11 protein-coding genes are annotated in these 16,944 nt (G+C 59.9%); 3 read left to right on the top strand and 8 right to left on the bottom strand.

Annotated features, from left to right (window positions below; all coding sequences use genetic code 11):
• Nucleotides 1-66 precede the first annotated feature (66 nt).
• On the top strand, nt 67-1,395 hold the full coding sequence (locus PMI37_RS19625) for a cation:proton antiporter (protein WP_008084096.1): 1,329 nt from the start codon (nt 67-69) through the stop codon (nt 1,393-1,395).
• 322 nt (nt 1,396-1,717) lie between these two features.
• A complete protein-coding gene (locus tag PMI37_RS31380; RefSeq protein WP_008084094.1) occupies nt 1,718-2,014 on the top strand; it encodes a hypothetical protein in 297 nt (98 codons plus the stop codon).
• Between the two features lie 54 nt (nt 2,015-2,068).
• On the opposite strand, the gene PMI37_RS19610 is transcribed toward PMI37_RS31380, so the two are convergent.
• The 4 genes from PMI37_RS19610 to PMI37_RS19595 all read right to left on the bottom strand — a co-directional run bounded on the left by PMI37_RS19610 (nt 2,069) and on the right by PMI37_RS19595 (nt 8,650).
• Complete coding sequence (locus PMI37_RS19610) at nt 2,069-2,605, bottom strand: hypothetical protein (protein WP_008084092.1); 537 nt, start codon at nt 2,603-2,605, stop codon at nt 2,069-2,071.
• Nucleotides 2,606-2,684: 79 nt separating this feature from the next.
• Nucleotides 2,685-4,604 carry a hybrid sensor histidine kinase/response regulator gene (locus PMI37_RS19605; RefSeq protein WP_008084090.1) on the bottom strand — a complete coding sequence of 640 codons (1,920 nt, stop codon included), beginning with the start codon at nt 4,602-4,604 and terminating at the stop codon, nt 2,685-2,687.
• Between the two features lie 66 nt (nt 4,605-4,670).
• Nucleotides 4,671-7,001 (bottom strand): ATP-dependent DNA helicase, encoded by a 2,331-nt coding sequence (locus PMI37_RS19600; RefSeq protein WP_008084088.1) that lies wholly within the window; start codon nt 6,999-7,001, stop codon nt 4,671-4,673.
• Nucleotides 6,998-8,650, bottom strand: coding sequence for a VRR-NUC domain-containing protein (locus tag PMI37_RS19595; protein ID WP_008084087.1), 1,653 nt, complete (start codon nt 8,648-8,650; stop codon nt 6,998-7,000). The genes PMI37_RS19600 and PMI37_RS19595 overlap by 4 nt, the downstream gene beginning before the upstream one ends.
• A gap of 192 nt (nt 8,651-8,842) precedes the next feature.
• Between PMI37_RS19595 and PMI37_RS19590 the strand changes: the two genes are divergently transcribed.
• Entirely contained in the window at nt 8,843-9,067 is a 225-nt protein-coding gene (locus PMI37_RS19590) for a YgdI/YgdR family lipoprotein (RefSeq protein ID WP_008084086.1), read from the top strand.
• Nucleotides 9,068-9,163: 96 nt separating this feature from the next.
• Here the strand turns inward: PMI37_RS19590 and PMI37_RS19585 are convergent, their stop codons facing one another.
• From PMI37_RS19585 to PMI37_RS19570, 4 genes are all read right to left on the bottom strand, one after another.
• On the bottom strand, nt 9,164-9,538 hold the full coding sequence (locus PMI37_RS19585) for a hypothetical protein (protein ID WP_008084085.1): 375 nt from the start codon (nt 9,536-9,538) through the stop codon (nt 9,164-9,166).
• Nucleotides 9,539-9,737: 199 nt separating this feature from the next.
• Nucleotides 9,738-11,591 (bottom strand): polyurethane esterase, encoded by a 1,854-nt coding sequence (locus tag PMI37_RS19580; protein WP_008084084.1) that lies wholly within the window; start codon nt 11,589-11,591, stop codon nt 9,738-9,740.
• A gap of 210 nt (nt 11,592-11,801) precedes the next feature.
• A complete protein-coding gene (locus PMI37_RS19575; RefSeq protein WP_008084083.1) occupies nt 11,802-13,490 on the bottom strand; it encodes a polyurethane esterase in 1,689 nt (562 codons plus the stop codon).
• A gap of 70 nt (nt 13,491-13,560) precedes the next feature.
• The gene (locus PMI37_RS19570; protein ID WP_008084082.1) at nt 13,561-16,638 is read right to left on the bottom strand and encodes an autotransporter serine protease; all 3,078 of its coding nucleotides are present in this window, start codon (nt 16,636-16,638) and stop codon (nt 13,561-13,563) included.
• Nucleotides 16,639-16,944 lie beyond the last annotated feature (306 nt).

Genomic DNA, 16,944 nt, shown 5'->3' with positions numbered 1-16,944 from the left:
GGCAGCTCCTACAGGGGAAAAGGGTCTCTGCAGGCGCCCGTCATTAATCACTGAAGGCGGCAAATCATGAGTTTTACTGTGTGGGTTGCCGTGCTCGGTGCCGTGCTGCTGACGTTGGCACTGACGTCTTCCTATCTGCGCTGGATGCCGGTGACGACATCGGCGGTGTGTCTGTTGCTGGGGATCGGTATCGGCCCCAGCGGTCTGGGCTTGCTGCAACTGTCGGTAGAAAACGCCTCATTGTGGATGGAGCACCTGACGGAAGTGGCGGTGCTCTTTTCGCTGTTTGTCTGTGGGCTGAAATTACGTTTGCCATTACGCGACAAGCGTTGGCGAATTGCTTTTGGTCTGGCCGGGCCGGTGATGGTGCTGACCATCGCCGGCGTTTGCCTGTTGCTGCATTGGGGCTTGCAGTTGCCGTGGGGGCCGTCGTTGTTGGTTGGCGCGATCCTGGCGCCAACCGACCCGGTGCTGGCCGCACTGGTGCAGGTCAATGACGCGCGGGATGTCGACAGCGTGCGCTTCGGTCTTTCCGGCGAGGCTGGTTTGAACGACGGCATCGCTTTCCCGTTTGTGATTCTGGGTCTGTTGCTGATCCACAGTGACGGCGACTGGCAGGGCTGGGTTTTGCGCAGCGTGCTGTGGGCCGTGCCCGCAGGGCTTTTGACCGGTTACTGGATGGGTCGCGGCATCGGTCGCGTGACCTTGTCACTGCGCATTCGCAATGATGACAGCACCTTGAGCCCCAATGATTATCTGGCCCTGTCGCTGATCGCATTGGCGTATGTCGGCGCTGAAGCCATTGGCGGTTATGGCTTTCTATCGGTGTTCGCCGCCGGCCTCGGCCTGCGCCAGGTTGAAGTGAAATCCACCGGTGCCGGGCAACCTCCGGCCGAACACCTGGTACAGCCGGTAGTCGGCCATCAGAACGTCGAGCCTCAACACGCCGTCCACGGCGACACCGAAAAGCTGGAAAGCAGCCAGGTCGCCGCCGGCATCATGATGGGCGACATGCTGTCGTTTGGCAGCCTGGTCGAACGCGCCATGGAGGTGTTTCTGGTGACGCTGCTGGGGGTGGTGCTGGTGGCGCATTGGGATTGGCGCGCGCTGGTGGTGGGCGGCGTATTGTTCTGCCTGATACGCCCGGCGTGCGTTGCCTTGATGCCGTGGGGCACCTTGCTGGAGGGACGACAACGGCTGTTGATCGGCTGGTTTGGCATTCGTGGGATCGGTAGCCTGTTTTACCTGTTTTATGCGTTGAACGAGGGGCTGACCGGGTCGCTCGCGACGCTGTGCACAGACCTGACGCTATCGGTCGTGGCCCTGAGCATTTTGCTGCACGGCATCAGTACGCAACCAATCCTCGCGCGCTACGAACAACACAAAAACCGGTAGGAGCTGCCGCAGGCTGCGATCTTTTGATCTTGTTTTTCAAGATCAAGATCAAGATCAAGATCAAGATCAAGATCAAGATCAAGATCAAGATCAAGATCAAGATCAAGATCAAGATCAAGATCAAGATCAAAAGATCGCAGCCTGCGGCAGCTCCTACAGGTGGGATTGTTGGGAAATATGTGAAAAAAAATGGATCTCTGCGCGAATGTCGATGGTCACAACCTTAACCCCCTCTGGATCGTTCCGGCGGGGCTCGTCAGGTTTGGTTCCTCGGCGGCCTGAGGCCCATGAAAAGGAATCCCGAATACTTAAGGTCACGGTCATGAAAGAATGTTCGACTCCTGCGCAAATCAAGGCTTGCAGAGCATTGGCTCTGGAACGCAATCGTCAATTGTTCGAAAACGCCCATGCACTTAATCGGGCAGCGAATGCATTGCTTGAAGTGGAAAATCTCGACTTTGAGCAGTTCGAGCGCTATCGAGCGTTGCGCAAAAAAGCCGATTTTATGTTTGAGGACGCCATCGACCATCTGTGCGTGCTCAATGAAGACTTCCCGCCGATCCCGATGTCATCGCAAAACTCACAGGCACTGCGCCGAGAGTTGGCAACAGCAGGATAAGCAAGGCAAAGAAAAAACCCGGTTCACACTGCCGGGTTTTTCTTTGCCTGCCGCTCAACCGCCGGGGTTGGTTACCTGGATGAACACCGCATAACTGCCCAGCAGCACCCAGAAAGTCGCAAAGATCCACGGCGTGCGCACCGAGAACAACAGCGATTTGCGATAACCCTTGTGGCTGGATTCCGTCTCGCAGAACAGCGGCGATTCGTCATACGCCAGTCCCATCACCGGCTCACTGTGCAGCAAATGACTTTGCTTGAAATGCCAGTGGTCGATGATGTCGTACGCCGCACGAATCCCCGGCCAGGCATTCAGCGAGCTGAGCAAACCGAGCAACGCCAGAAACGGCGGTACTACCAAGGTGAACAACTTGCCCCATTCCGGGTTGAGGTTTGCCATGCACGAGGCGAACGCAATCACCAGAAACGACTGCGCGGCCAGATAGGCATCAGTGCGGTTGGCCAGAATGCTGGTTTCGTACTGGATTTCCCGCCGATAAAAATCCAGCCGCTCCTTGGGCGAGCCGAACATCTTCGCGTCATGTTCGGTGAGGGTTTCTTCAGCGGTCGGATGAGTCAGTATGCGAGACAAGAGACGCCTGCTCCGATGAGGGGGGAAACCTTTTAGAAGGCTGCCCTCTCGGACAAGTTCAGCCGGATTGCACCCTGCGTCATTTCATCGATTGGGCAATGATCTCCACCAGGTTCATTTGGGTAAACGGTTTCGGCAAACGAGGCAGCTGCGCGGCAAAGCCTTCCAGACGTTCGGCATAACCGGTGGCGAGGATGATCGGTAGATCCGGTTTGAGCAGCCGCACCGCATGGGCCAGTTGCGCCCCGCTCATCTGCGGCATGGCCATGTCGGTGATCATCAGGTCTATCACTTCGCCCTGGTCGAACAATGTCAGTGCCTGGGCACCGGAGGTGGCGTTGATCACCCGATGGCCGAGGTCTTCAAGCAACAGGCTGGTACTGGTCAAGACCAACGAATCGTCGTCGACCACCAGCACGCTCAGCCGTGGCACGGCGACCGGTTCTGTGGGCGGAAATAAAGGCTTGCTCGCCACGCCCTCACCGGCCACCGGAATCCATAGCTCAGCAGCAGTGCCTTGACCCTTTTCGCTTTTGAGAATGAAGCGGCCACCGAGCTGCTCGATAAAGCCGTGCACCATCGACAAGCCAAGGCCTGTGCCTTTGCCCAACCCCTTGGTGGTGAAAAACGGGTCTTTGGCCGAAAAAAGCGTGTCGGCATCCATGCCTTCGCCGGTGTCGACCAGGCTCAGGCAGACGTAACGACCCGCCGCCAGCGTCGAATGACCGTGTTCCAGCACCACTTCCGGCTGAGCACTGATCACCACACTGCCACCGTTGGGCATGGCATCCCGGGCATTGGTGGCCAGATTGAGGATGGCGAGTTCCAGCTGGTTGGTGTCTGCCAGCACCGGCTCAATATTTTCGGCAAAGCGTGTTTCGATCCTGATGCCCGGCCCCATTGAACTGCGCAACAGCCCGGTGATGCCTTGCACCAGTTTCGGAATATCCACCGATTCGGTTTTCAGCTCCTGGCGCCGGGCAAACGCCAGCATGCGTTGGGTCAGCGACACGCCGCGCAGCGCGCCCTGAGTGGCGTTTTCCAGCAGTCGAGTGATTTTCGGATCATCGCCCGTGCGCTTCTGCAGGATTTCCAGATTGCCGAGGATTACCGTCAGCAGGTTGTTGAAGTCATGGGCAATGCCGCCGCTGAGTTGACCGATAGCCTGCATCTTCTGCGCCTGGAACAATGCCTCGCGGGTTTTTTCCAGCGCCTGCTGCGCCAGATGGGCTTCGGTGACATCGCGGGTGATCTTGGCGAAACCGAGCAGCGTGCCGGTGTCTCCACGGATGGCATCGACCACCACATGGGCGAGGAACTGCGTGCCGTCCTTGCGAACGCGCCAACTCTTTTTTTCAAAGCGACCCTCGCGGGTGGCGATCTCCAGCGCCCGCTGGGGCTCGCCCAGCTCACGGTCTTCGGGGGTGTAGAAGATCGAAAAATGCTGGCCGATGATTTCTTCCGGCAAATAGCCCTTGATGCGCTGTGCGCCCTGATTCCAGTTGCTGACGCGACCTTCGGGGCTGAGCATGTAAATGGCGTAATCGGTGACGCCTTGTACCAGCAGGCGGAACTGCTGTTCGCTTTGTTTGAGGGTTTCTTCGGCCATTTTTCGATCGGTGAGATCACGGGTGATCTTGGCAAAACCCAGCAACGTGCCGTCGGGGTCAATGATCGGGTCGATCACCACGTGGCACCAGAAGTTGGTGCCGTCCTTGCGCACCCGCCAGCCTTCGCCCTCGAAACGCCCTTCGCCAATAGCGGTGTCGAGCGCTTTCTGCGGCAAACCCGCAGCGCGATCAGCAGCGGTATAGAAGCGTGAAAAGTGCTCGCCGAGAATTTCTGCCTCTTCATACCCTTTGAAACGTTTGGCGCCGGAATTCCAGCTGGTGATGATGCCGTCCGGGTCGATCATGTAGATCGCGTAATCGACCACGGCATCGATCAGCAGCCTGAAGCGCATCTCTTCGATGGCGGCGCTCTTGTTGGTTGTCTTCATCAGGTACGACTCACGGCACATTGGGTACTGACAGGAGTATGCGTCAAACCGTTGAATTGGAAAGCTCTACGTTGAACGTATCGACTGGCCGGACGCTGAAAGACTGCCTTCGGGCAAAGTCTGCTCAAAACCCGAACCCGCGTGTTCCAGCGACCACCACTTGGGCAACAACTGTTTGATCCGGCTCTCGGCAAAGCGGTCGTCGATCAGCATCACCACGCCGCGATCCTCGCGGGTTCGGATGACCCGCCCCGCCGCCTGCACGACTTTCTGCATGCCCGGATACAGGTAGGTGTAGTCATAACCGGCGCCGAAAATCGCCGCCATGCGCCGTTTCAACTGTTCGTTGACCGGGTTGAGTTGCGCCAGGCCCAGGGTTGCGATGAAAGCCCCGATCAGGCGCGAGCCCGGCAGATCGATGCCCTCGCCAAATGCGCCGCCGAGCACGGCAAAACCCACGCCCTGACTGTCAGCGGTGAATTGATCGAGAAACGCCTGCCGCAACCCTTCGGCCATGCCCCGCGATTGTTGCCAAAGGGTGATGTGGGGATGACGTTCCGCCAGCAGTTGCGCCACTTGTTGCAGGTAATCGAAGCTGCTGAAGAACGCCAGATAGTTGCCCGGACGCTCGCTGAACTGGCGGGCGATGAGTTCGACGATGGGTTCGAGTGACGCCTGGCGATGATTGAAGCGCGTCGAGATGCGACTGACGATCTGCACCTGCAACTGCTCGGCGCTGAACGGCGATTCAACGTCGATCCACACGGTGTCGGCCGGCGTGCCCAGCAGATCGGCGTAGTAATGCTGCGGGCTCAGCGTCGCCGAAAACAGTACGCTGCTGCGCGCCGCTTTCAGGCGTGGGCCAATGAACGCGGCCGGGACCACGTTGCGCAGGCACAACTGCGACAGCGGACGCTTGCGGTCGAGGTCGCGCTTGCTGATGTCGAACAAATAGTGTTCGTCGAACAATTCGGCGACGCGGCCAAACTGCAGCAAATCGAAATAGAAGTTCTGCAATCCGCTGTCGAGACCTTGCGGGTGATCGTTGAGGTAATCGCCGATTGCCGCGCAACACAGTGAGATGGCTTGCAGGAGCTTTTCCGGTGCCTTGTCATACGCCTGATACGCCGCCAATTGCGGCGCATGCAACGCGTTCCACTCGCGATTGAGCCGTTGCAGGGAATTTTTCAGGGCTTCGGGTGCGGTTTTGCGTACGCTGCCCAGCGCGAACTGATCAAGAGTGGCGCTGTACATCTGCCGACCACGCTCGACCAGGTTGTGCGCTTCATCCGCCAGCACCGCGACTTTCCACTGGTTGAGCTGGGCCAGACCAAACAGCATCGCGCTGAAGTCGAAGTAGTAGTTGTAGTCGGCAATCACCACGTCAGCCCAACGGGCCATTTCCTGGCTCAGGTAGTACGGACACACGGAATGTTGCGCGGCGACCTCGCGCATGGCCGCTTGATCAAGCAGTTGCAGGCGACTGGCCGCCTCGCGGGCGGCGGGCAAACGATCGTAAAACCCTTGGGCCAACGGGCAGGATTCGCCATGACAGGCTTTGTCCGGGTGCTCGCAGGCCTTGTCCCGGGCGACCATCTCCAAGACCCGCAAGGGCAAGCTTGCCGACTGATCGAACAGCACCTGACTGGCGTCCAGCGCCAGTTTGCGCCCCGGTGTCTTGGCGGTCAGGAAGAACACTTTGTCCAGTTGCTGCGGCGCCAGGGCCTTGAGCATCGGAAACAGCGTGCCCAGGGTTTTGCCAATGCCGGTGGGTGCCTGCGCCATCAGGCAGCGACCGGTGCTGATCGCCTTGAACACCGATTCCGCCAGGTGCCGTTGGCCGGGACGAAAGTCGACGTGGGGAAATCGCAATTGCTGCGCAGCCAGATTCCGCGCCTCGCGGTGGGCCATTTCCTGTTCGGCCCAATGCAGGAACAGCGTGCATTGCTGCTCGAAGAAACCTTGCAGATCCTCGGCGCTGAACGCTTCGACCAGGCAGGTTTCCTTCTCGCTGACGATGTCGAAATACACCAGCGCCAGATTGATCTGCTCAAGTTCGAGCTTGCGGCACATCAGCCAGCCGTAGATTTTCGCCTGCGCCCAGTGCAGTTGGCGGTGGTTGGCCGGTTGTTTGCCCAGATCGCCGCGGTAGGTTTTGACTTCCTCCAGGCAGTTCTGCGCCGGGTCGTAACCGTCCGCCCTGCCCTTGACTTGCAACTGACGGAACGTGCCTTCAAGCGCCACTTCGCTTTGATAGCCGTCACTGCGCCGCGAGGCGACCGTGCGATGGCCGGCGATGCCTTCCAGCGCCGTGGGTGATGGCGTGAAACGCAGGTCGAGGTCGCCGGTCTTGGCGGTGAACTCACACAGCGCCCGCACGGCAATGTTGTAGCTCAAGCGCTCTGCTCCGCCCATTGCACGTAACACACGGCGACCGGCATCTGGTGCTCATGGCAGAACTCCAGCCAGCGCAATTGGTTGTCTTGCAGGCGATCGCCGGGGCCTTTGACCTCGATCATTCGGTAGGTTTTGTGTTGTGGCCAGAACTGGATCAGGTCGGGCATGCCCGCGCGGTTGGCCTTGATGTCGAGCAACAGCCGATTGAACCAATGCTTGAGGTGCTCGGCGGGCAGGCAGGCCAGCGCTTGCTCAAGCAGCGTTTCATTCAGTGCGCCCCAGAACACGAACGGCGATTGCACGCCCCACTTGGCAACAAAACGTTGGCGGATGGTCTCGGCATAGCGACCGTCGTCAAGTTCGCCGAGGCAGGCCTTGAACAGTTCGGCGCGACGCTGCTGGAAGTCTTCATTGAGCAGATCGACCGGGCCGCGCTGGAACGGGTGAAAAAACGCCCCCGGCAACGGCGCAAAAATCGCCGGCCAGCACAACAATCCGAACAAAGAGTTGATCAGGCTGTTTTCGACGTAATGCACCGGACCATCGTCGTCGTGCAAATGGGCTTGCACGTAGTACTCCACCGACAGTGCTGGATCGATACGCGGCAAATGCAGATCCAGACGCTCGACCGGTTTTGCCCGCGCACGTTTGAGCGGCGGGCCACCGAGCTTGCGGCGCAAGCGCGGCACTATGCGTTGCAGACCTTGTTGTTCAGCGGCGCTTTCAGGTGCCTGCCCGGCGAGCGTGCCGAGATCCAGCGCCAGACTGTATTCGCCGCAACGCTCCAGCACCCGGATCATCCGCAGCCGGGCGCCCGGATAGGCGCAATCGCGGTAAATGTTCAGGGCCAGGGCAAATTCGCCGAGGCGTTCGCAGTATTGGCCAATCTGGAACAGCACCTTACCTTGCCGGCGTTGCAGCCATGGGTTGTCGAAGTGCAAGGCGCTGACCTGTTCGACGATGGTTTCCACCGGTTCACCGGCCTCGAAGCGCACTTGGCAGTTGTGCAGGAACAGGCAGGCGTCGACGTCTTCACGGCTGCGCAGGCCTCGGGAATCGGCGCAGAACTCGACTTTTTCGTAAGTGAAGATCCCCAGGTCGGCGAGGACGAACTCCGACCAGTCCTGATAGAGGTTGCCGAAGAACATCAGGCGCAAGCGGTCGCACAGGTCCATGATGGTCAGGCTGAACAGGCGATCTTCAAGCATTGGCGCCCAGTCGCGCAGGCTGCGCGCTTCGCTGAACTGCTCGGCGAGCAACGGCAGCCAGGCATCCTTGCGCCCTTTCGGTGTGTCGATGGCCGCACCAAACGCATGCAGAATCTCGGCCTTGAGCAACACGTCGAACAGTTCGGCCATCGCCAGCGGTGCGTGCTCGTCAATCCAGCCCTGAACCAGCAAGGGTTGCGCGGCGTCGACGATGTCGCCGATTTCGCGGTAGTCGAGTTTGCTCGCGCGAAAGTGCACACCCTTGCGCATGACCATGCGCACCAGCAACCCCTGCGAGGCGCGGGGCAAGGCATTGAAGTCGCGGATAAACCCGTGCTCGGTTTCGCTCATCACATCGCCATAGCGAAGCTCAAGCCAATCAAGCACTTGGCGGAAGTTGTTGAGGTAATAGAACGGATCGTCGAGCGGGTTGGCAGTCACGGGAATTCAGGGCCATGGCGAGCGAGTACTGGTTATGCGTACAGATAACAGTTCTGCCCTGCCCGGTGCAAACGGAAAAGGATCAATGGCATTTTTTAACCGGCGTATCGAACTTTTCCCGATGGGACGGCACCAACCGCGTTAGAACACCGACAATGCTCGGTATCACAACATGAGGAGTCAGAGGTGGGTATGAAAATCAAGACGCTGGGCATTCCCTTGGCGGTAGCGGCCCTGCTGGTGTTGGGCGGTTGCTCGACGCAAACCGTGGTGACCCTGCAGAACGGCACCCAGTATTTGACCAAGGACATGCCGAAGACCAAAACCAAGGACGGCTTCTATGAGTTCGAAGATATTTCCGGCGCCAAAGTGAAAGTCCGCGCCGACGAAGTCGCCACCGTCCGCAAAGAAGACTGACCCCGCTTCTGTAGGAGCTGCCGAAGGCTGCGATCTGTTGATCTTGTTTTTAAAAATCAAGATCAACAGATCGCAGCCTTCGGCAGCTCCTACAGGTTATTCGAAGGCGGGCATGCCCGGCAGGCTGTTGTCGCAGCGCATGTAGGTGCCGCCACGACGAGCTACTTCACCCTGTAGACGTTGGCAACGTTCAAAATCCTGTTGGGCCATGCGGTCGATGCTCAGGTTGCCGGTGGTTTGCGGCTGCTTGCCATCGCCCAGACGCAGGGTCACGAAGGGCTGTTCGGGCTGGATCTGAAAGTGGCTTTTCTCTTCAACCGGTTCAACCACTTCGGTTTTGGCTGGCGCCGGCAATTGTTCGGTGGTGATGCCATAACGGCTCAGAATCGAGCTTTGAGGCAGGTCGGCCCAGGCATTGGCTGACAACAGTGCCAGCCCCAGCGTACCGACATACCCCTTGAAACCTTTCACGTGTGAATCTCCTGTACTCAATGGCGGCTAGCTGTAGAACGTGTGTGCACGCGCTCGCTTTAGGCCGCATTTCCTGTTTTTGCAGGGGGTTTGAGTCAGTGTCTGGCTTATGAGTCACTTTTCAGATGGCGTTATCGTTCTTCGCGGGCAAGCCCTGCTCCTACAGTATAGGAGCAAGGCTTGCCCGCGAAGAGGCCTATCAGGCGATGACGATGCCGTCGGCGCTCAGGCTGTTGAGCGAAACCCCGACCAGCGTCACTGAATCATTGCCGAACGTCAGCACCGTATCCTGCCCTACCGTCGAGGCATGGGCGCGGAAGTCGTCGGTCGGCAACACGCCCTGCACACCGAGGAACACCAGTTTGTCGTTGGACGTGAACCCGAGCACTCGATCCTGCCCGAACGCACCGTTGAACAGGAACGTGTCCGCCCCGCCCCCCGATTCCATCAGGTCATTGCCGGCGCCGCCAACAAACACGTCGTTGCCGCTGCCGCCAATCAGGTGATCGTTGCCGTCGAGGCCAAACAACCAGTCGCCGCCGGCGTGTGCCTTGAGCGTGTCGGCGCCGCTGCTGCCTTTGACGCTCGACTCGTAAGCGGTGAGGTTGTTGCCGACTTTCAAACCGCTCGCGGTCACGCTGTGGGTGACGTCATCCTTGAACAGACCCCAGAGGAACCCCGGCTCCTTGGTGACGATGCTGCCGATGTCACGGGTGATGCTGATCCCGCCATTGGCATCGCGGATGTACAGATTGCCGGCGCCGTCATTGGCAAAGTCAAACGTGTTGACCGACTTCTGCAAATCGAGGGTATTGCTGCCCTGCCCGCCCAGAATGATGTTGTAACCGCCGCCGTCGCGGAAGCTGTCGTTGCCGGCGCGGCCTTCGAGATAGTCATTGCCGCTGCCGCCCTGGATCAGGTCGTTGCCATCGCTGCCGATGATGAACGTGCTGCCCTTGTGCGGGTCGGCGTTGCGGTTGAGATCCTGCACCCAGGTGTTGGCGCGCGCCGGGTCGGACAGGTTGGCGACAATGATCGTCGAGTCGCGGCTGGTCAGGTCGTAGAACCTCGATTCGATGACCCGGTTCATGCCGTCGCCATAAGCGGTCGGCAGGTGCGAAATCCACGTCGGAATATTCAGGATCGAGTACGGCAGCAGGTTCCACGCGGTTGAGGCGTAGTGGTCGTTGAAGCTGACGATGTTGTCGGTGGTCGAGGCGTGCGGTGCGTCGTGCACGCCGACCGAGGCACCGGTGAAGGTCGAGCCGTCAAGCGCACGAAACACCGGGTCATTTTCGTAGCCGACATTGAGCACTTTGTCGGTGCTGCTTTGTGTGGGCGAGGCGTAGGCAATGTAGTTGGAGTCAGCGAAGAACCCGCCCCACTTGCCGCCACTCAAGTCCGCCATGCTGTTGACCGCCAATCCGCCGAGGCTGTGGCCGCTGATCAGCACGTCTTTGCCGGTCAGGCCGCTGGCCTTGGCAAACGCCATGACGTCATTGAGCAGGTTGCCGAATGCTTCACCGACGTAATTCTTCGCGTAATCCTTGGGACCAAACGCAGCGAGCAGATCGTTGATCACGTCGCCAATCGAGTCGCCGATGAGGATTTCCCGCGGGCCGCTGGTGCCACGGAAGGCGATGCCTAATTCCGTCAGATGGCCTTGGGCGTCGTATTTGCCGAGGATTTCAACCTGAGCGCTGGTGTAGCCGGCCTTCTCGCCGAAGAAGGTTCCGCGGGCATCGGTCTTGCCGTCGTAGCCCAGTTGCGCGGCGGTGATCGGCGTCCAGCCAGCCGCTTTTACCGCATCGAGGGCGAGCTTTTCCGAGTCGGGATTCCATGGAATGCCGGGGATCACGCCTTGTGAATCGGCGCCGCCAATCAGCGCGGTGACCAGGGTGGCGGGCAGGCCGATACCGAAACCGTTGTGCTGATAGCCAGCGGCAAAACCGTTGTCGAGGTTGTGATAGGAATACAGCGTGATCGCCATGGCATCGCTGAACAGCGCCTTGGAATCGGCTGTGCCGAAGTTCTTGTAGTCATACACACCCATTGCTATTGCCTCTCTCTTTGTTGGAATTGTGCAGAGATAGCTCACAGCCAGGGCGCCCCACGGGAACGCCCCGGAGCATTTAATCACCCCATACAAATCCCTCTTGTAGGCGCTGACGAGTGAAACGAGGCTGCGATCTTTTGATTTTTTTTAAAAACAAGATCAACAGATCGCAGCCTTCGGCAGCTCCTACAGGGGGATATGTCGTCGTCAGGCGAAGACGAATGCCGAATCCGACAGGTTAGCCACGCCGACCCCGATCAGCGTCACGGCATAGTCGCCAATCTTCAGCACGGTGTCGTTGCCCGACTGCGACGCGTGCTGCTTGTAGTCGTAGCCCTGCCCCGCGCCTTCAACGCCCATGAACACCAGTTTGTCGCTGCCCTGATAGCCGTTGATGGCATCAAAACCGAACGCGCCGCTGAACAGGAACGTGTTGTTGCCACCCACCGCCGTCATCACGTCGTTGCCAGCGCCGCCGACGAAGGTCACATGGCCCTTGTCGCTGATCAGCTTGTCGTCGCCGCCCAGGCCGAACAGCCAGTCACCGTCAGCAGTCGCGTGCAGGGCATTGCCGTAGGCGTCGCCGTTGAGCGAGTGGTTGTACTGGGTCAGTTCGTTGCCGTTGGTCAGCCCCTTGGCGGTGACGTTCCAGGTGATTTCCTTGCTGCCCCACCACGAACCCGCTTCTTTGCTCACCAGCGCGCCGATGTCGCGGGTCATGCTGATGCCGCCATAGGCGTCGCGCACATACAGGGTGCCGTCGCCGTCGTTGGCAAAGCTGAAGTTCTGCAACGGCTTCTGCAGTTCAAAGGTGTTGTGCCCTTGGCCGCCCAGCAGAATGTTGAAGCCGCCGTCATCGCGGAAACGGTCATCGCCGCCGCGTCCTTCCAGGAAGTCATTGCCCGCCCCGCCCTTGAGCCAGTCGTTGCTGTCGGTACCGATGATGAAGGTGCTGCCGGTGTGCGGCTCGCCGCTGCGACCGAGGTCCTCGACCCAGGTTTTACCGCGCGAGGCCTCTTCCAGGTTGGAAACGATGATCGTCGAGTCCTTGCTGGTGAGGTTGTAGAACTTCGAATCGATCACCCGGTTCAGGCCATCGGCATAACCCAGCGAACTATGGGCCGACCAGCTCATGGGATTGATGATGCTGAACGGCACGAGGTTCTGCGCGGTGGAGGCGTAGTTTTCGTTGAAGTTGACGATGTTATCGGTGGTCGATTCGTGGGGCTTGTCGTGCTTGCCCATCGAGGCGGTGCTGAAGGTGGTGCCATCGAGCACGCGGAACACCGGATCGTTCTCGTAGCCGATGTTCAACACGTTGTTGCCGGTGCTGCTCTGGGTCGGCGAGGCGAACGCAACATAGTTGGCGTCTTTGAAGAACCCGCCCCAGTTGCCCGCGCTCAGTTCGGCGACGCTGTTGACCCCGAGCCCGCCGAGGCTGTGGCCGCTGATCAGTACATCCTTGGCAGCAATGCCATTGGCAATCGCGAATGCGGCGACCGCCTTGAGCAGGTTGTCGAAGGCGTTTTTCGCGTAATTGCTCGCGTAATCCGATGGGCCGATGGCCGCCAGCAGATTGTTTTTCAGGTCACCGAAGGTGTCGCTGTAGCCCAGGCCGCCGGTGCCACGAAACGCGATGCCGATGCCGATCAACTTGCCTGCAGCGTCGTATTTGCCGAGCACTTCGGCTTCGGCGCTGGTGAAACCGTCCTTCTCGCCGAAGAACGTGCCTTGCGGCCCGACCTTGCCTTGATAACCCAGCGCGGTCGCAGCGACCGGTGCCCAGGCGGTTGCCGGCAATGGCTGGCCGGTGGGCGTGTAGGCATACAGCGTCAGTGCGATGGCGTCGCTGTACAACGCTTTGCCATCGGCATTCTTGTAATCGAACAATCCCATGTTGTGCTCTCTCTTCCTTTGAAAAAAACGGCAGTCCGTTACAGAACTGCCGGTATGCCTTGAGTGCTCTTTAGAACTGCCAATCCAGGGTCAGGCCCAGACCGTGGTCCTTCTCGTTCGAACCGATCAGTCCGTTGTAATCCAGGTTCACCCGCACATCGCGATTGAGCGCCAGACCCGCACGCACGCCGACCACCGCCGCATCGCGATCCATCGACACGCTCTGAACGGTGAACGCGCTGTTGCCATTGGCAAAGGCCAGATGGTTTTCAGCGTCAACACTGCTCAGGTTGTGCTGCCAGCCCAGGCTCGCGCCCAGTTCCAGCTGATGCTTGTCCGACAGGGCGAAACTGCGTTTGGCGCGCACACCCAAGGTCGACAGCAGCACATCGCGGTTGTCTTCACTGCCTTTGAGCGCGGCAGCATCACCCTTCTCGGTAAAGCTTTCGGTGTTGAGGTGAACGTAAGACAGATTGGCGAACGGTTCCAGGTTCATCGGTTGCAGGCCCAGATCATAAGCCGCTTCCGTGAACAATTGCGCCGTGGTCGCGTCGCGTTTGGTTTTCTGCTTGCCGCTGACGTCACCGAATTGCAGGTCGCGTTTTGCATCGATGCGGTGCCAGCTGTAAGCGCCGCCAACGGTCAGGCGCAGCGCATCCATTTGATGCCCCAGGTACGCACCCAAGTGGTAGCTGTCGACCGACGCCGACGAATGCGTGCCGCTGCCCATGCTCAACGAGCTGTCGCTATAACCGGTAACGAAACCCAGCCGAGTATCTTCAGCAATCAAGCCATCGACACCGGCCAGCAGGCCACCGATGGAACTGGTGGAGTCCGCGTATTTATTGCCACCGTCGCTGGTGCCCCAAGAACCCAGCACCTTGACCCAGGCGTTGCTGCGGTCATCGCTCGGTGCATCGGCGTTGAACAGATCACGCTCGCGCAGACGCTCGCCCACGGCATCACGCAGGTAACGGCTGTCGTTGATCAGCAGCGTGCCGATGGCCGGGTGAATCTCGCCGGACAACTGCTGGAAGGCTTGTTGCGCCGAAGCCGCGTTTGGCGACAGCAGCAAGGTTTCGAACAACGCATTGCCAGCGCCCAAGCGTTCGGCCGCCGCACCCACCGCACGCTGGTTCGGCGTCAGGCCGACGCTGGCAAATGAAGCACCGTTGCGCCCGACATCCAGTTGCACGCCGCTGGCCGAGTACGCCAGGGTGCCGCCGAGAAACGCATAGTTGGGCAGCACCTGGCCGAATTGCCCCTCGATGCCACCCGCTGCCTGCAAGATGTTGAATTGCGTACCGAGCAGGCTTTTCACTTCAGTGCTGGTCAATAGCGTCGGGCTGTTTTCCAGCGACAGGCTGACCGTGGCGCCGTCGATCACAGCCTTGCCACCGGCGACAATCTTGTCGCTGGACGTCGGCGAGACCTCGACCGCGTAGGTCGAACCCGGCTCGAAAGTCACGTCACCGGCAACGTTCAGGGTGCCGATGGAATTGCCCGGTGCCACGGTACCGCCGTTTTTCACCGACAGTGCGCCGATGCGGCCGTTACCGCCAAGGATGCCGCTGTCATTGACAGTGACCGCCGATGCCAGCGAACCGTTGATGGCCAGACGTCCCTGATTGACCAGGGTCGGGCCGCTGTAGGTGTTGTTACCGGTCATCACCAGGGTGCCGATGCCTTGCTTGGTCAGGCCGCCGTGTCCGGAAATGTCGTTGCGCCAGGTGTCGAGGCCGCAGGTGATGTCGTTGCACACACGCTCGGTGGGTTTGCCCTGATCAATGATCGCGCCGATGCCCGGCAGGTCTGCAACGAACTGACCGGAACCGTAGGCGCCCTGAATCCGGAACTCTTCAGGGATGTCCTGTTCGGTGACGAACATCGCCGGGCCATCAATCCCCTTGCGCAGGTTGATCATGCCCCAGCCGTACAACGCGTCGATGCCCGGCGCGCCGAGGTCGGTGGCGGTGGTACGCAAGACCGTCGCGACCTGATCACCGCTCATGTACGGGAAGCGCTCCATCAGCACGGCCATGGAACCGGCCACGTGCGGCGCGGCCATGGAGGTGCCGTTGTAGTTTTTGTAGCTGGTGGTCAGGTTGTCGGCGTTGGTGCCTTCGATGATCGAGCTGAAGATTTTCGTGCCCGGCGCCGACACGCAGAAACTCGCGGTATAACCGCAGCGCGATGAGAACGTACTCATGATGTACGGGTTGGCGCTGGCCAGGTCCGGGTTCTGCTGCAATGCGGCGACGGTGATCCAGTTCGGCGCGATGTCCGGGACGAAATAGCCGAGGCCGGCGATCGCGTCAGGGTTGTTGAGGTTGTAATCGTTGCCGGCGGCGAAGATCGTCACGATGCCGCTGCGTGCGGCGGCAATGGCGCCGTCATAGGCACCACCGGGTTTGGTGCCGAGCAAGGTGCGGATTTCATTGAACTGCAATTGCGCGTCGTTGACGGTGAAATGCGGGTACGCCGGGTCCTTGCCGCCGAGGTCGAAGCGGTCAGTGATGCCGATGCCCCAGCTGTTGTTGATGATCCGTGCGCCGCTGGCGATCAGGGCATCCCAACCGGCCTTGTACACCGCACCGTCGTTGCCGCGAACGATGCCGTCTTCCGGGCCCGGGTCACCGTTGTCGGCGCTGATGATCTGCGCACCGAACGCGACGCCGTGCATCGGCCCGCCGTCACGGCTGCCTGCGGCGATACCGCCGACGTGGGTGCCGTGGGCGCCGAGTTTGCCGTCGGAGCCGACCGAGGGCGAACCGTCATAGCGAAACGCGTCCCCGGCTTTCACCGGAATGTACGGATCGGTGTATTCGCGGATGCCGCTGGTGACCAGGGTGATGACCTTGTTGCTGCCGGAGAACTCCGGGTGTGCGGCGTAGACCGGTTGGTCGAAGATGCCGAGCTTCACGCCTTTGCCGGTGTAGCCGGCGGCGTAGGCGTAATCGGCACCGATGGCGCCCAGGCCCCAGTCGGCCTGGAATTCCTTGCTGCGCCAACTGGACGGATCGCCATTGCGAGCGTTTTCCACGTACGGCGCCGCATGGGCTGTGCCGATCGCACACAGCACGGCGACCGTGAGGCTTTTCAGGGCAAAACGGCCACCCGTTTGCGCGGGGGTATTGTTGTTATTCATCCAGCGACCTTCCTTAGTGATGTTGCGAAAAATCCGTGTATCTCGTGCGGTCAACGCACTGACCTGTGGCGAGGGGATTTATCCCCGTTCGGCTGCGCAGCAGTCGCAAATCCAGACCACTCGGTGTGTCTGGAAGATGCCGGGGGCTGCTTCGCACCCCATCGGGGATAAATCCCCTCACCACAAGGAGCAGGTCAGCGATAAATCGGTCAGAACTGCCAGTTCAAGCTCAAGCCAACGCCATGCAGCTTCTCGCGATTGGCCAGTTGTCCGTTGTAATCAAGGTTCACCCGAACATCGCGGCTC

This window comes from Pseudomonas sp. GM80, from assembly GCF_000282515.1.
Lineage (GTDB): Bacteria > Pseudomonadota > Gammaproteobacteria > Pseudomonadales > Pseudomonadaceae > Aquipseudomonas.
Note: the sequence above shows the minus strand (reverse complement) of the source record. Positions and strands in the feature narration are given on the sequence as shown.

What these genes read in the sequence shown, in the direction of transcription:
- PMI37_RS19625 (WP_008084096.1), top strand. Translation starts at nt 67, where the DNA reads ATGAGTTTTACTGTGTGGGTTGCCGTGCTCGGTGCCGTGCTGCTGACG.
- PMI37_RS31380 (WP_008084094.1), top strand. Translation starts at nt 1,718, where the DNA reads ATGAAAGAATGTTCGACTCCTGCGCAAATCAAGGCTTGCAGAGCATTG.
- PMI37_RS19605 (WP_008084090.1), bottom strand. Translation starts at nt 4,604, where the DNA reads ATGAAGACAACCAACAAGAGCGCCGCCATCGAAGAGATGCGCTTCAGG.
- PMI37_RS19590 (WP_008084086.1), top strand. Translation starts at nt 8,843, where the DNA reads ATGAAAATCAAGACGCTGGGCATTCCCTTGGCGGTAGCGGCCCTGCTG.
- PMI37_RS19580 (WP_008084084.1), bottom strand. Translation starts at nt 11,591, where the DNA reads ATGGGTGTGTATGACTACAAGAACTTCGGCACAGCCGATTCCAAGGCG.
- PMI37_RS19575 (WP_008084083.1), bottom strand. Translation starts at nt 13,490, where the DNA reads ATGGGATTGTTCGATTACAAGAATGCCGATGGCAAAGCGTTGTACAGC.
- PMI37_RS19570 (WP_008084082.1), bottom strand. Translation starts at nt 16,638, where the DNA reads ATGAATAACAACAATACCCCCGCGCAAACGGGTGGCCGTTTTGCCCTG.